Annotated in this window: 2 protein-coding genes; both read right to left on the bottom strand. The window is 40.7% G+C overall.

Annotated elements, in window-relative coordinates; translation table 11 throughout:
* Positions 1-73 precede the first annotated feature (73 nt).
* Positions 74-16,177 carry an ESPR-type extended signal peptide-containing protein gene (locus O3607_RS09305; protein ID WP_371443767.1) on the bottom strand — a complete coding sequence of 5,368 codons (16,104 nt, stop codon included), beginning with the start codon at positions 16,175-16,177 and terminating at the stop codon, positions 74-76.
* A gap of 551 nt (positions 16,178-16,728) precedes the next feature.
* Positions 16,729-18,036: YadA-like family protein (locus O3607_RS09300; protein WP_371443766.1), on the bottom strand; the 1,308-nt coding region annotated here is incomplete at its 5' end.

The following is an 18,036-nucleotide window of genomic DNA, read 5'->3' as shown; positions in this document are numbered from 1 at the left end:
AAATTACTTCAAGTAAAACTTCAAAGACTAGAGTGTTAGATTACTCAGTATCGATTATCTTACTATATACTGATTAACCTTTAGATGCTAACAATTTGTCCACTGCTGCGCGCAAATCATCTAAACCTTGTTTTGTTTCAGCCAATTCTTGACGTTGACGTTCATTTTCAGCTTCCAATGTGTTTAGACGAGCTGCTTGATCAGCAATAACATATTTTTGTTCAGCATTTTCCTTCTTGAGGCTAGATACCTCATCTTGCATTACATACACAGAGCTAATAGGACCTGCTTTGTAACGATCAGGAATGTTTTTCTTTTCTGGGCTAGAACCAAATTTATGGGTTACACCAGCATTCACCATATTATGGTTGCCACCAACGGAAACACCTACGTTGAACATAGTATCTTCGTTAGTGTAATGCGCAAGACCAAGAGCTGCTGCAGTTTCACCACGGTAGTTGCCTACGCCCGCCATAATTTGAGTTGGCTCTAATGGATCATATTGAATTGGTTTCAATGCGGCCATAGCAGCTGCATGAGCACCAACACGTTGTACTTCACCTGCGACTTGACCAATCGCATCACCCATTTTTGCATTGGATGCTTTCAACTGACCAATATTCACAGCATCTGTATCATCAGAACCAGGTGCCACACCTTTAATTTGATTGTTCCCATTATTGAGGCCATCCTTAGTCAAGGATACAGGACCTGCATTAGGGTTATTCGGATTTGCACTACCAGGTGTAATTGTTATGCCATTACCATTTGTTACAGTTGTGTTACCAGCTGCATCTTTAAATGTAGCAGATTTCATATCTGTCAGCTCTGGATTTACGGCATAGCTAATTGTTTTACCTGCATGGCTAACCATCATATTATTGCCTGCTTTGAAAGTAAGCGTTTCATTTGGTCTAATTTTTTCTGGTGTTGCACTTGGTGTGCTGTTGACACCAGAACCTTCAGTACCAACGGTAGCATCCCAGCCTGCATTAGCTACAGCAGATTGAACTTGATCTTCAGTGGCTGCGCGGCCAGAAGTAATGTTGTTAGGGTCCCACGTTTTATTAGTCAAACCTGTTACAACACCATCTTTACCATTTACTGCAACAGGATTATTGCCACCTGTAGTAATGATGCCATCCTTGCCATCAATACCTACAGTACCAATAGCAGCTTTACCATCCTTACCATTAAGAGCAATCTTATCTGCTACTTTCACAGAACCATTAACACCATCAATAGCAACGGCATTTGTACCATCACCAGCTTTAATAGTTCCATCTGTACCATTAATCGCTACAGCATTACCATCTTTACCGGCTTTGATCGTGCCATTTGTACCATCCACAGTAATCGCTTTTGTTGGATCCGCTGCACCCAAAGTAATCTTATCATTCAACTTGTTATCGTAAATAATATGACCATCTGGAGCAGTAGTTTTAGTCAACACAATATTGCCTGTAGTATTATTGGCACTTTCACCACCATTAGCAGTTAATTCAGTTGTTGCCGCCTTAGTTTTAGCATCTAATTGACGTACATTAACAGCATCTGTGTCATTTGTGCCATCAGCTACATTAACAATCTTATTATTGCCATTATCAAGGCCATTACCAGTTAAGGACACTGTATCTTTACCAGGTTTTGTAATTGTTACACCATCCTTAGTGAAAGTAGCCTTGTTACCAGCAGCATCGGCTACAGTTGTACCAGTCGCTTCAACCTTAGTTGTATCGCCTGCTGCATTTGTTACAGTTGCACCTGTAGAAGCAACATTTGTTGTATTACCAGCCGCATCTTTAACAGTAGCACCTTTAGCGTCAACCTTAGTTTCATCACCAGCGGCATTTTTCAATGTATTGCTAGTCGCATTAGATACATTAGAGTTACCTGCATTATCTGTCAAATTATTGCTTGTAGCATTAGATACGTTAGAGTTACCCGCATTATCTGCCAAAGTATTGCTAGTTGCTGTCGCAGTATTCGTATTGCCATTCGGATCAGCAATCGTATTAGATGTGGCATTTGATGTGTTTGTATTACCTGCACCATCATCGATTACATTTTTATCTGCTGTATTTGTATTCGTCTTAGCACCATCAGTGATAGTAGACCCCGCTGCCGTAGTGGCTGTGGATTTTGTACCATCTACAACAGTGTTACCAGCCGCATTAGATGTATTCGTTTTACCACCATCAGTTTGAACGATACTATCGCCTTTGATAACAGTTGTTTTACCACCAGTGGCATTGAATATAGCAGACTCCATATCTTTAAGATTTTTGTTTAAGGAGTACGCTAAAGTTTTACCATTTTGGTCAATAATGAGGTTATTGCCAGCCTGTAATTGAACCTCTTCGCCACTAGAGATCTTAGTCTTAGCAGAGCCATTAGCTTCACCAGTGGAACCAGCTACTGTACCAGAGTTTATATTCCAACCAGCACCTACTGCATCAGATACTTGTTGTAATTGATCTTCTGTTGCAGCTCGACCAGAAACAGCTTTTGTAACACCTGGTGTCCATGCTGTATTTGTTAAACCAGTAACAGTACCTGCAGCACCATCTAATTTAACAGTGTTAGCACCACCTGTAGTGATTGTGTTATTCACACCATCTATAACTGCAGAACCTGCAGTTACTTTACCAGCAGTACCATCAACAGTCACCTTATTAGCACCAGTACCTGTCGTAATTGTATCTTTAGTAATAACAGTGCTATTACCAGCATTATCTTTGACAGTTACAGTGCTAGCTGTTGCTTCTGTAGTATTTGTACCATCTGTAATTGTATTGGATGTAGCATTAGATGTATTTACATTGCCATTGCCATCATCAATTACATTACTATCTACAGTAGTCTTATTAGATTTTGCACCATCAACTAATGTGTTTTCATCAACTGTAGATGTATTAGTCTTAGCACCATCTTTAATCACTTGACCAGCTGCAGTTGTTTCTGTGGACTTAGTACCATCAGCTACTGTATTACCAGCTGCTGTAGATCTATTTGTCTTAGTACCATCTGTTTGCGCAATGCTATCGCCTGTAATAACAGTTGTTTTACCACCTGTTGCTTCGAAGGTTGCAGAGTTCATCTTCACAAGATCTTTATTCAGGGAGTATGTGAAGTCTCGTTCGTTTTGGTTCACTGTGAGGTTTTCACCAGCGATCAATTGAACTTTGTCGTCTTTACCAACCTTAGCATCTTTCTTAGTACCTGTTTGGTTACCAGAAGTTGTAGCATCTTTGTCAGCAGTGATTTGCCATGTTTGTTCCCCTACTTGTTTCAATTGTTCTTCCGTAGCGGCACGGCCTTTTGTTGCAAAGTCTGCACTATTTACAGTTGTGTTAGACAAGCCTGTAATGTCGTTTGTAGTACCACCAGTTACGGTTACTGTACCAGTTTTTACAGTGCCTGCAGCACCATCCATAGTAACAGCGTTAGCACCACCAGTTGTAATTGTGTTGTTCACACCATCTACAACAGCAGTACCAACAGTGGCTTTACCTGCTGTACCATCAATTGTTACAGCGTTATTACCAGTACCTAATGTTACTTTGTCATTGAGTTTTACATCATAGATTGTATGACCATCAGCTGCCGTTGTAGATGTAAGGGTTACATTACCTGTTGTAGCATTCGCTGCTTCACCATTGTTAGCAGTTACTGTAGTAGTAGCCTTTTTAACATCTGCAATATTAGCTGCATTTGTGTTGTCTGTATCATCATTATTTACATGACCACTTGCTACATTTTTAATGACATTATTGCCATTATCCAAACCAGCATCAGTCAAGGATACAGGATTTTTACCTGTTGTATTGATACGTACACCATCAGCTGCGTAATTAGTATTACCGTTAGCATTAGTTACTGTTGTACCTGCTGCAGTTGTTGCAGTGGAGTCTGCACCATTAGTTACAGTCGTACCATCAGCTGTAGTTGCTGTAGATTTACCACCATCAGCTACTGTATTACCAGCTGCTGTGGATTTATTTGTCTTAGCGCCATCTGTTTGCGCAATGCTATCGCCTGTAATAACAGTTGTTTTACCGCCTGTTGCTTCGAAGGTTGCAGAGTTCATCTTCACAAGGTCTTTATTCAAGGAGTATGTGAAGTCTCGTTCGTTTTGGTTCACTGTGAGGTTTTCACCAGCGATCAATTGAACTTTGTCGTCTTTACCAACCTTAGCATCTTTCTTAGTACCTGTTTGGTTACCAGAAGTTGTAGCATCTTTATCTGCAGTGATCTGCCATGTTTGTTCCCCTACTGCTTTTAATTGTTCTTCCGTAGCGGCACGGCCTTTTGTTGCAAAGTCTGCACTATTTACAGTTGTGTTAGACAAGCCTGTAATATCATTTGTAGTACCACCAGTTACAGTTACTGTTCCAGTTTTTACAGTACCTGCTACACCATCTAATGCAACGGCATTAGCACCACCAGTTGTAATTGTGTTGTTCACACCATCCACAACGGAAGAGCCAATTGTAGCTTTACCTGCTGTACCATCGATTGTTACAGCATTAGATCCAGTACCAAGGGTCACTGTATCGTTGAGTTTTACATCATAGATTGTATGACCGTCAGTAGCTGTAGTGGATGTAAGGGTTACATTACCTGTTGTAGCATTCGCTGCTTCGCCATTGTTAGCAGTTACAGTTGTAGTAGCCTTTTTAACATCTGCAATATTAGCTGCATTTGTGTTATCTGTATCATCATTATTTACATGACCACTTGCTACATTTTTAATGACATTATTGCCATTATCCAAACCTGCATCTGTTAAGGATACAGGATCCTTGCCTGTTGTATTGATACGTACACCATCAGCTGCGTAATTAGTATTACCGTTAGCATTAGTTACTGTTGTACCTGCTGCAGTTGTTGCTGTGGAGTCAGCACCATTAGTTACAGTCGTACCATCAGCTGTAGTTGCTGTAGATTTACCACCATCAGCTACTGTATTACCAGCCGCTGTGGATTTATTTGTCTTAGTACCATCTGTTTGCGCAATGCTATCGCCTGTAATAACAGTTGTTTTACCACCTGTTGCTTCGAAGGTTGCAGAGTTCATCTTCACAAGGTCTTTATTCAAGGAGTATGTGAAGTCTCGTTCGTTTTGGTTCACTGTGAGATTTTCACCAGCGATCAATTGAACTTTATCGTCTTTACCAACCTTAGCATCTTTCTTAGTACCTGTTTGGTTACCAGATGTAGTAGCATCTTTGTCTGCAGTGATTTGCCATGTTTGTTCCCCTACTGCTTTCAATTGTTCTTCCGTAGCGGCACGGCCTTTTGTTGCAAAGTCTGCACTATTTACAGTGGTATTAGCCAAACCAGTAATATCATTTGTAGTACCACCAGTTACAGTTACTGTACCAGTTTTTACAGTACCTGCTACACCATCTAATGCAACGGCATTAGCACCACCAGTTGTAATTGTGTTGTTCACACCATCCACAACGGAGGAACCAATTGTAGCTTTACCAGCAGTACCATCGATTGTTACTGCATTAGCTCCAGTACCAAGGGTCACTGTATCGTTGAGTTTTACGTCATAGATAGTATGACCATCAGCAGCCGTAGTAGATGTAAGGGTTACATTACCTGTTGTAGCATTCGCTGCTTCGCCATTGTTAGCAGTTACAGTTGTAGTAGCCTTTTTAACATCTGCAATATTAGCTGCATTTGTGTTATCTGTATCATCATTATTTACATGACCACTTGCTACATTTTTAATGACATTATTGCCATTATCTAAACCAGCATCAGTCAAGGATACAGGATTTTTACCTGTTGTATTGATACGTACACCATCAGCGGCATATTTAGTATTACCGTTAGCATTAGTTACTGTGGTACCTGCTGCAGTTGTTGCTGTGGAATCTGCACCATTAGTTACAGTCATACCATCAGCTGTAGTTGCTGTAGATTTACCACCATCAGCTACTGTATTACCAGCTGCTGTAGATGTATTAGTCTTAGTGCCATCTGTTTGAGCGATGCTATCGCCTGTAATAACAGTTGTTTTACCACCTGTAGCTTCGAAGGTTGCAGAGTTCATCTTCACAAGATCTTTATTCAAAGAGTATGTGAAGTCTCGTTCGTTTTGGTTCACTGTGAGGTTTTCACCAGCGATCAATTGAACTTTGTCGTCTTTACCAACCTTAGCATCTTTCTTAGTACCAGTTTGGTTACCAGAAGTTGTAGCATCTTTGTCTGCAGTAATTTGCCATGTTTGTTCCCCTACTGCTTTCAATTGTTCTTCAGTAGCGGCACGGCCTTTTGTTGCAAAGTCTGCACTAGTTACAGTTGTATTAGACAAGCCAGTAATATCGTTTGTAGTACCACCAGTTACAGTTACAGTACCAGTTTTTACAGTACCTGCTACACCATCTAAGGCAACGGCATTAGCACCACCAGTTGTAATTGTGTTGTTCACACCATCCACAACGGAAGAGCCAATTGTAGCTTTACCTGCTGTACCATCGATTGTTACAGCATTAGATCCAGTACCAAGGGTCACTGTATCGTTGAGTTTTACATCATAGATTGTATGACCGTCAGTAGCTGTAGTGGATGTAAGGGTTACATTACCTGTTGTAGCATTAGCTGCTTCACCAGTATTAGCAGTAATTTCAGTTTTAGCTGCTTTTTTAGCTGCGTTAATCGCATCAGCTACGTTTTGTGCTGTTGCTACGCCATCTGTAGTTGGACCTGTTACAGTACCATCTGTACCAGCAGTGATAGTTGCTGTATTTACATCGTATTTTACAACACCTGCATCATCGATGGATGCTGTTGTAAGAGTACCATTTTTGAAGTTCAACCCATCTGCCAAGGAAACTTGTTTCGCTGTACCATCATTTGCTTTATAAGACAAGTTTGTCTTATTCGCAATCTTAGTACCATCGATAGTTACCTTGTAATCCTTAGTTGTACCATCCGCACTTGTTGTCGGTGTTACAGAAATTGGATTGTTGGCATCCGTTGTATCGGTGCTTACTGTTACAGCAGATACAGCAGATTTTTTAACCTCTGCTTCAGATACTTTTACAGTTAAATCTTTACCGTTTGCGTCAGTAGTTACATATTTACCATCGCCAACGATGTTGAATGTATCATCTTTAAGATTTACAACGCCAGCAGATGTATTAGTATCACCAGAGAATTTCAAGTTAACTGCATCAGTTGTCGCTTTAGCCGTATCAGATACAGCTTTCAACTGATCTTCTGTTGCTGCACGACCAGTGGTAGCCGTACCATTCCATGTTGTATTGGATAGACCAGTCACATGACTGTTATCTCCGTCAACAGTTACGCCACCAATCACTGCATTCTTAACAGTCACTTTACCTGTAGCACCATCAAGTTTGATTGTTTCAGTTGTACCATCACCAACAGATACACTTGTCAAACCAGCAAGGTCTTTATTCAAGGAATATGTAAACTTACGTTCATCTTGGTTGATTGTAAGGTTATCACCTGCCACTAACTCAACAGTTTGATCCTTACCAACAGTAGCATTTTTCTTAGTGCCTGTTTGTGTACCAGTTGTACCTGCTTTATCTGCTGTAATGTTCCAAGTTTGGCTAGATGCGGCGTCTGCTACCTTTTGTAATTGATCTTCTGTGGCAGCACGACCAGTTACGGCTTTAGTTACACCAGGAGTCCAATCTTTATTAGTCAAACCAGTAACAGTACCTGCTGCACCATCTAAGGACACTGCATTAGCACCACCTGTTGTGATTGTGTTATTTACACCATCTACAACAGAGGAACCAATTGTAGCTTTGCCTGCTGCACCATCTAAAGAAACTGCGTTAGCACCGCCAGTAGTGATTGTGTTATTTACACCATCTACAACTGCAGTACCAACAGTAGCTTTGCCTGCTGTACCATCAATTGTTACAGCATTAGCTCCAGTACCAAGGGTCACTTTGTCGTTGAGTTTTACGTCGTAGATTGTATGACCGTCAGCAGCCGTAGTAGATGTAAGAGTTACATTACCTGTTGTAGCATTTGCTGCTTCACCTGTATTAGCTGTAATTTCAGTTTTAGATGCTTTTTTAGCTGCGTTAATCGCATCAGCTACATTTTGTGCTGTTGCAACGCCATCTGTAGTTGGACCTGTTACTGTACCATCTGTACCAGCAGTGATAGTTGCTGTATTTACATCGTATTTTACAACGCCTGCATCATCAATGGATGCTGTTGTAAGAGTACCATTTTTGAAGTTCAAACCATCTGCCAAAGAAACTTGTTTAGCTGTACCATCATTTGCTTTGTAAGACAAGTTTGTCTTATTCGCAATCTTAGTACCATCGATAGTTACCTTGTAATCCTTAGTTGTACCATCCGCACTAGTTGTCGGTGTTACAGAAATTGGATTGTTGGCATCCGTTGTATCTGTGCTTACTGTTACAGCAGCTACAGCAGACTTTTTAACCTCTGCTTCAGATACTTTTACAGTCAAATCTTTACCGTTTGCGTCGGTAGTTACATATTTACCATCGCCAACGATGTTGAATGTATCGTCTTTAAGATTGACTACGCCAGCAGATGTATTAGTATCGCCAGAGAATTTCAAGTTAACTGCATCAGTTGTCGCTTTAGCCGTATCGGCTACAGCTTTCAATTGATCTTCAGTAGCTGCACGACCAGTGGTAGCTGTACCATTCCATGTTGTATTAGATAGGCCAGTTACATGGCTGTTATCTCCATCAACCGTTACGCCGCCAATAGCTGCATTCTTAGCAGTAATTTTACCTGCTGTACCATCAATTGTTACAGCATTAGCTCCAGTACCAAGAGTCACTTTGTCGTTGAGTTTTACGTCATAGATTGTATGACCGTCAGCAGCTGTAGTAGATGTAAGGGTTACATTACCTGTTGTAGCATTCGCTGCTTCACCTGTATTAGCAGTAATTTCAGTTTTAGCTGCTTTTTTAGCTGCGTTAATCGCATCAGCTACATTTTGTGCTGTTGCAACGCCATCTGTAGTTGGACCTGTTACAGTACCATCTGTACCAGCAGTGATAGCAGCTGTATTCACATCGTATTTTACAACGCCTGCATCATCGATAGAAGCAGTTGTTAATGTACCATTCTTGAAGTTCAAACCATCTGCCAAGGAAACTTGTTTAGCGGTACCATCATTTGCTTTATAAGACAAGTTTGTCTTATTCGCAATCTTAGTACCATCAATAGTTACCTTGTAATCCTTAGTTGTACCATCCGCACTTGTTGTCGGTGTTACAGAAATTGGATTGTTAGTATCAGTTGTATCTGTGCTTACTGTTACAGCTGCTACAGCAGATTTTTTAATCTCTGCTTCAGATACCGTGAGATTTACATCCTTACCATTTACATCGGTAGTAATGTATTTACCATCGCCTTTAATACCGAATGTATCATCTTTAAGGTTGATAGATCCCGTATTAGTAGCTACATCACCAGTGAACTTCAATGCAGTTGCACTAGTTACTGCTTTTAATTGTTCCTCTGTAGCAGCGCGACCTTTTGTTGCAAAGTCCGCACCAGTTACAGTTGTATTGGATAAACCAGTAATATCATTTGTTGTACCATTTACAGTTACACCACCAATATTAGCAGTTTTACCTGTAATTGTACCTGTTGCACCATCTAGTGTAACAGGGCTTGCACCACCAGTTGTAATTGTGTTATTCACACCATCTACAACAGCAGTACCAACAGTGGCTTTACCAGCTGTACCATCGATTGTTACAGCATTAGCTCCAGTACCAAGGGTCACTTTGTTATTGAGTTTTACGTCGTAAATAGTATGACCATCAGCAGCGGTAGTAGATGTAAGGATCACATTACCTGTTGTAGCATTTGCTGCTTCATCAGTATTAGCAGTGATTTCTGTTTTAGATGCTTTTTTAGCTGCGTTAATTGCATCAGCTACGTTTTGTGCTGTTGCTACGCCATCTGTAGTTGGACCTGTTACGGTGCCATCTGTACCAGCAGTGATAGCAGCTGTATTTACATCGTATTTTACTACCCCATCATTATCGATAGATGCAGTCGTTAATGTACCGTTTACAAAGTTAAGCCCTTTAGCTAATGATACTTTCTTTGCATTAGCATCAGTATCATTATTTGCACGGTATGTTAAATCAGTTTTAGCTGCAAGCTTCGTAGTATCGATACCGATAGCATAATCTTTAGAGTTAGTACCCGCTGTTGGAGTTACTGTAATAGGATTATCTGCTTGAGCATCTTTACTTACTGTAACAGCATCTACAGCCAAGTCTTTTACCTTAGCCGCATCAACCGCAACTTTCACACCAGCTGCAGTAGCAGATGTGCTCACAAGATTGCCATCACCAGTTACGGCAAAGGATACATCACCGTCTTTAAGGTATTTATTACCTGTAGTACCTGTATCAGCAGTAAGGCCAATGCCCTTAGTTGTAGCATTAACAGTATCCGCATCTAAACCAACTGTAATAGTTTGATTATTTACAGTTGCAGTGACACCATTTGCACCTGCTACATTAAGTTTTTGGTTTTTAAGGTCAACAGTACCGTTATTAGTACCATCAGTAATGTTTAAGTTTTGAGATAAATTAGCAACGGCTTGCTTAACGTCACCAATATTTGCTGCATTTGTATCTGTTGTACCACCGCTAGCAACATTGGAGATAGCTTTACCACCAGCATTGATGCCATCAGTTTTATCAATGGAGATACCGCCTACTGTCACTTTATCAGTTGTGATACCTGAACCAGTAATAGCAGTTGTACCATTTGTTAAACCAGATGTATTAATGACTGTATTACCAGCTGTAACAGAATCTACAGTAAGATCTTTCTTAGTAGCTACAGTAATTTTCTTTTTATCTGTACCATCTTGTGTGATGACGATATTATCGCCATTGATAAGATCTACTGTATCGCCACCTTGTACAGATGTTTTATCTGTTGTACTAGAGTTCGTTGTAAGGTTCCAAGCCGCACCAGCTTTAGCCGCATCAGCTGCTTTATTAATTGCATCGGCAACATTTTTAGCTGTTGCAAGGCCATCATTACCTGTTACAGATGCAGCGCCGGTATTTGCATCACTGTTGATAGTAGCACGTTTTGTAGATACTTCTACAGTGTTACCATTCATGTTAGTAGATATATAATCACCAGTAGCACCTTTTACATTGAAAGCTACATCACCATCTTTTAAGGATTGGCTAGATGCTGTACCGCTATCTGCACCAAGAGAGATATTTCTTGCAACAGCAGTGGCAGATTCATCAACTTTAGTTTTAGTAGCCGCATTAAGGTCATAGGACACTTTGCCATCTGCAGCAACCGTTGCAACAGTATTATCACCATTTACAAAGTTAAGACCTTTTGCTAAGGATACTTTTTGTGCATTAGCATCTGCATCATTGTTAGCACGATATGTTAAATCTGTTTTACTAGCTAATTTTGTAGTATCAATACCAATAGCATAGTCTTTGGAATTAGTACCTGCTGTCGGCGTTACAGTAATAGGATTATCTGATGTATTAGCCTTGCTTACAGTAACAGCCTCTACAGCTAAATCTTTTACTTTTGCTGTATCAACAGCTACTTGTACACCTGTAGCAGAGGCCTTTGTAGTAACCAGTTTACCATCACCAGCCACTTTAAAAGATGCATCCCCATCTTTTAGATACTTGAGGCCTGTGGATCCCGTATCTCCAGTTAAACCAATACCTTTAGTCGTAGCATTTACAGTATTGCTATCTAGGCCAACAACAAGACTGCCATTGTTTGTACCAACTAAATCAGTTCTAATACCATTAGCACCAATGACTTTAAGTGGACTTTCACTGAGCTTAACAGTGCCAGTTTTAGAATTTGTATCTAATTTTAATGTAACATCAGACACCGCATTCTTAACATCCGTAATGTTAGCTGCATTAGTTCCTACATTACCACCGCTAGAGACATTCGTGATTTGTTGGCCACCTGCATCAATACCATTAGCACCAAACTTAGCTGTTTTAGTACCCGCTTTTGAAGTCAAACCATCTTTAGTGATAGTTACATTATTACCATTCGTAGGTGAGCCAATTTGTAAGGTAGTATTACTCAACACATTATCGCCAGCGGTAAAGGATTGTCCGCTGAAAGTATTACCTGTTACGGCACCAGTTGTACCATCGAGAGTAATTTGATTTGAACCAGATCCCGTTGTAACGGAGTTATTAGCTTTCACAGAGTCAACGATAATGGACTTATTCAAGCTTGAAGTAATGGTATTACCATTTCTCGCTACCGTAATATTTTTATCACCACTGAATTTTACAGTACCTTCTTTATTGATAGTAGATCGACTACCAGCCGTATCGTTATCTGCCGTTAAATTCCAGGTATATGCATTTTGTGAAACTGCCTTATTAATCGCTTCTGCTACATTTTTAGCATCTGCCATACCAGTAGCCGCTGTAGCAGTACCATTAGTAACACTAATATCCTTCTTATTAGCAGATACAGTAATCAAATTACCATTGGCACGTGTTGTGAGGTAGGTAGAGTCGCCTTTAACAGCAAATCTTTTAGTCGTATCATTGTTGGCAAGATTAACATCACCAAAACCACTATCACCAACAAAAGCAAGATTAACGCTCTTCAATTGTGCTACGTTAACTGCATCAGTATCATTTGTACCTGCTGCAACTCCAGTAATCTGACGTGTCACCTCTGTACCATTACCCACAGCTACCGCACCAGTTGTGCTACGTATTACATTTCCTGTAAGAGCACTATATGTATTTGTACGTCCATCATTAGGATTATAACCTACAGTACGACCTGTACTTGAAGAAGAATTCGCCCCAAGAGCAACACCGCCTTCAGTACTTACTGCAGAGTTATATCCAATTGCAGTTGCATTAGCTTTAGTTGTATTAGCACCAAACCCCACAACCGTTTGATAACTTGTGTCTGCAGCCGTCTTTGAGTATGTGCCAAGTGCAGTTGTACCAACACCATTAGCCTGAGCACCCTTAAATTGCCAATTGCCCCCACCTAAAGCAACGCTAAAGTCTCCATTGGCTTGAGCCCCTTGACCAATTGCAACTGGAGCAACTTTATCTGCCGCAACACTACCATTACCAATTGCAATAGAATCAGTACCCCCTGCTGTCGCACTATTACCTAAAGCAATAGATTGGGCCTTTGTCGCTGTTGCTGCAGGTCCAATAGCAATAGCATTTGTACCGGTTGCACCTGTATTATCTCGGTTGCCTGCATCCGTAGAGTTTACAGAGAAATATTTTACAGTTGCAGCTTTCAATTGAGATACATTAACTGCATCATTATCATTTACACCGTTCGCCACATTGCCAAGAGTACGAGGAGTTTGAGTTTGTTGATTAACATTTGGTTCATCCACATTGACTAAAGCAAGTGACTTTGGCGTTTGCGCAATAGCACCAGTTACTAAGGTGCCATCATCTTTAACATCTACTGTACGATAATACTTTTCCTGTTTATTCGTACCTGTTCCCGTTACCACCTTTGTGAGAGGTTCGCCTGATGCGTTGACATTAACAAGAGAACCTGCACCGCCATTCATAATGTTTGTAACTTTACGAGCTAAGGAATAGATTTGAGAACCATTGATAGCATCTGTACTTGTTTGAGAAACTTCACCAGGTGCTACATTTTTAAGCTGACGTTCAAAACCTTTAGCACCGAAGGAAACAACGTCACCAGGAGAAATGTTTTCACCGCCAGACCATTTAACTTCTACACCATCAATAATTGCATTCACTTGTTTTGTTGCATAACGGTCAGTATTAGAACCACCACCGATAGCTACAGAGTTATCAAAGTTAGCGCGAGCACCTGTACCAATAGCGACAGCATTAGTAACAGGCTTATTATTAACAACTTGGCCTTTATCATTCATACGGGTCATACTGTCAGATGCAGTACCAATTGCAACGCCTGCATTACCGGCAAGAGCACTCGTACCATAAGCTACACCAGCATGAGATGCAGCTGTCCCTTTATAATTGGACAAATTATACCCTGTTAGATTAAGAATTGCAGTTTGTAAGGTACCCGTAACTTCATTATCATTAGTATTCGTATAAGAGACTTGCTGACCTGCAGCTTTTCTGGCATCATCACCGCCAATAGCAACAGCAGCATGACCATCAACCTTTACATTGCCACCAATAGCTATAGACTGGTCACCAGTAACAACAGCACCTTCATCAGTAAGACTACCACTACCAATAGCAATGCCTTGTGTTACATTTGTAGCAACTTTAGAATTTGCACCAATTGCAATAGCTCTACTTGTAGTAGTGAATGCTGGACCAGCTTCAGCTTTTGCATTTCTACCGATAGTAATACTATCATCACTTAAAGATTGAGCATTATTACCAAAAGCAATGCTATTTTGTTTTGTAACTGTGCTAGATGGGCCTATGGCAATAGAATTTGGAGCTTGTGCCCCGTCATTATCAACGTTACTACCAGTACCTGTCGCTGTAGAGTTAATAGATACATATTTTAGCGGTTTAACAGCACTTGCTACAGCATATAATTGGGATCCATTAATAGCATCTGTACTTGTAGCAGATACTTCACCAGCTGCGACATTTTTAATTTGTCGTGTTGCGCCAGTGCTGCCTACAGAAACTTGCATATTTGGATTGCCTGTGGCACCTGCAAAATTATAGGTAATGCCATTAATCGTAGCAGAGCCTTGATTTGTAGCTCCTGTCGCCGTTGTAGAACCACTACCTAATGCTACAGAATTCAATCTAGTAGCCTGAGCATTTGTACCAATCGCTACTGCATCTTCTGAAGTAGCCTTAGTATTCTTACCAATAGCTACTGCACCTTTTGCAGAGGCCGTTGTTCTATCATTAGATGCATCATTGTCTTGACTACCAATTGCTAAGCCACCATTCGTTGCGGTTGCATGGTGACCAATAGCTGTAGATGTCCCCGAAGCAGATACCTTTCGCCCCATAGCAACAGCAAAACCACCATCTGCACTAACCGTATGACCAATAGCCATAGAGGTAGATCCACTAGCAAAGGCATTAAAGCCCATTGCCAATGAATACGGACCTAACGTTGCGGAATCTTGCCCGATTACAACACCGCCGGCATAATTATTGCCTGTATCCTCAAGAACGCCTTTACCAATAGCAACGCCACCTGTTGCAGCCAACGCTCTTTGACCTACCGCGACACCACTATTCTTAGCATTTGCATAAAAACCTAAGGCAACTGCATTATCACCTTCTGCAGTAGTAGCGTAATTAACAGTTCTATTCGTATTAACAACGCCAGCAGTAGAGTTTAAGCTACCTGCAAAGCCTAGAGGGCCTGAACCACCAGAACCACTACCGACAGCCACAGCAGTTGCTCCCGTAGCTTTCGAATTCGTACCAACAGCTAGGGATCTACCACTAGTTGCACTTGCGGTTGTACCAATAGCTAGCGACTCATTTCCAGATGCAGATGCTTGCATACCCACAGCAGTAGCTAGTGTACCTGTAGCACTGGCTAGAGACCCTAATGCTGTAGCCGATGCACCAGTTGCCGCCGAAGAACGACCTAATGCAGTAGTACCAACATCAGTAGCCTTTGAATCCGAACCAATAGCAATGGCCTTCTCATCGCTTGCAACAGTAGCATTACCAAGGGCAATAGAGTCTGATCCACTTGCTTTAGCATTAAAACTAATGGCAGTTGCTCTTGTTCCTGTCGCTTCTGTTTTATTTGTACCGCCATTAGATCCCCCGCCAAGGGCAACTGCATTTGCACCTGTAGCATTGGCTGAAAGACCCAAAGCAACTGCGCCCACACCATTAGCATTAGCACCAGCACCTACGGCTGTAGCTGGATTTTCAGGATTTGCTCCTGGTGCTTGGGCAGAACTTGCATAACCAATCGCAATAGACTGATTACTTTTAGAATTAGAACTTGTCCCGATAGCAAGACCTAAATGATCAGTTCTTGTTCCTTCGGGTATAGCCCCCTCTACCGTAACAATATTAGCAGTCATTGTTAATGCCGCAAGTATACTGGCTACTACAATTTTCTTTTTACCTGTTTTGTTCTTTGCGATTTCAGATACTACGATGTAGCACTGTTTCGACTTAGACCAAATTACTTTAAAAATCTTATTCATTATCTTTCCTCTTTAAGAACTACCCCTCAAAAACTATATGCTATATATCTCTCAAATGTAGATGTAATAACGATATTATATCGAAAATTATAGTGATTATAATTTCCTACTATACTTCACAATTTTATCATATTTTACGTTTTACATTCAATAAATACGACGTAAATCAAGAATATTTAATAGTATATTTAATTTTATGAAAGTCTTATAACTACAGGTAATATATGTATTATTCATTTTATTCCATGTATATTTAATCGATTTTTATTTATTTTTTATGCATATCGTTGTATAGATATCACCTAATATTCTTCATGAAAATAAAATGATTTAACAATAGTATGTGTATTTTTTATCTCATCAAAATTTTTGTAATTTTCTTTTTATTTTTCATCAGAAAAATTAACTTTTTCTCATTAAAAATATATACTTTTTATACTCAAGAAACATATCAACAAAAAAAGCCACCACTCCTAAGAGTGGTGGCTTTCACCATCATACATATTCATACATGAATATATACAACCATATGTTTATGTGTGCATAAAGGATTATGCTTTAGTTTCTACTAGTTTTTGAACTAGTGCTTCTAATTTTGCTACGCGATCTTGAAGCTCTTCATTTTCAGCTTTAAGGTTATCCATAGCTTGGTTATTTTTCTTAACGAGGCTTTCACCGGCACCAATACGCCATGTAGCACCCATACCGTACATTTGCTCTTCTTTAGCAATGCCTACGGATGCATTTAAGAACAAACGATCATTAGGAGCATAACCATAACCAAGAGCGAGTGCTTTTTCACCATGGTATACACCTACACCAGCCATAATTTGGCCTTTTTCAGTACCATCTACATAGTATGGTTTCAAGGAAGCCATAGCCGCGCTCATAGCACCTACACGATCTACACGAGTTTTTGTAGACGCTAATTCATTCATAGTACCTTGTGTTGCACTATACAATTGGCTGCCGTTAACAGCATCTGTAGAAGTAGCAGAAATTTCACCTGGCGCTACATTTGTGATTGTACGTTCGTTACCTTTAGAGCCAACACTTACAGTATTAGGACGATCAGCTACAGAACCTTGACCAAGAGCTACAGAGTTAGTAGCACCAGCCATTACAGTTGTATTAGCACCAAGAGCTGTTGCATTATCTGCAAGAGCTTTTGCATTTGTACCTACGGCGTTTGCATAGTCTCCATTAGCTACAGAGCCGGCACCAATTGCCATAGCACCATTACCATTTTTTGTACCTGGTGTAATACCAGAGTTAGTCAAATTTTGTTGGATCGCAGCGGCTGCATTAGCACTAGATTCTGCTTTTGTTGCAGAACTATTAGCTGCAGTCGCACTAGATTCAGCTTTAGTTGCGGAGCTGTCTGCTGCTGTAGCAGAGGATGCTGCATCATTAGCGGAAGATTCAGCTTTTGTAGCAGAGCTATTTGCTGCTGTGGCAGATGCTGCTGCATTATCTTCGCTTACTTTCGCATTAGATGCAGATGTACTTGCCTCTGTCGCAGAGGATCCTGCTTTTGTTGCAGAGCTATCTGCTGCTGTTGCACTAGATGCTGCTTTTGTTGCAGAAGAATCTGCTGCCGTTGCACTGGATGCTGCATCTGTTGCAGAAGACGCTGCTTTTGTCGCAGAGCTATCTGCCGCTGTTGCACTAGATGCTGCATCTGTTGCGGAAGATGCTGCTTTAGTAGCGGAAGAATCTGCTGCTGTTGCGGAGCTTGCTGCATTATCTTCGCTTACTTTTGCATTAGATGCAGATGTACTTGCTACAGTTGCAGAGGATTCAGCTTTAGTAGCAGAGCTGTCAGCCGCGGTTGCGCTAGATGCTGCATCTGTAGCAGA

Origin of the sequence: Veillonella sp. 20925_1_51 (assembly GCF_041431445.1) — a bacterium.
Taxonomy (GTDB): Bacteria; Bacillota; Negativicutes; order Veillonellales; family Veillonellaceae; genus Veillonella; species Veillonella nakazawae.
This window is presented reverse-complemented; position numbering and strand designations above follow the sequence as displayed.

Bases quoted from the DNA above. Each gene is read 5' to 3' on its own strand.
- O3607_RS09305 (WP_371443767.1), bottom strand. From the start codon at position 16,177: ATGAATAAGATTTTTAAAGTAATTTGGTCTAAGTCGAAACAGTGCTAC.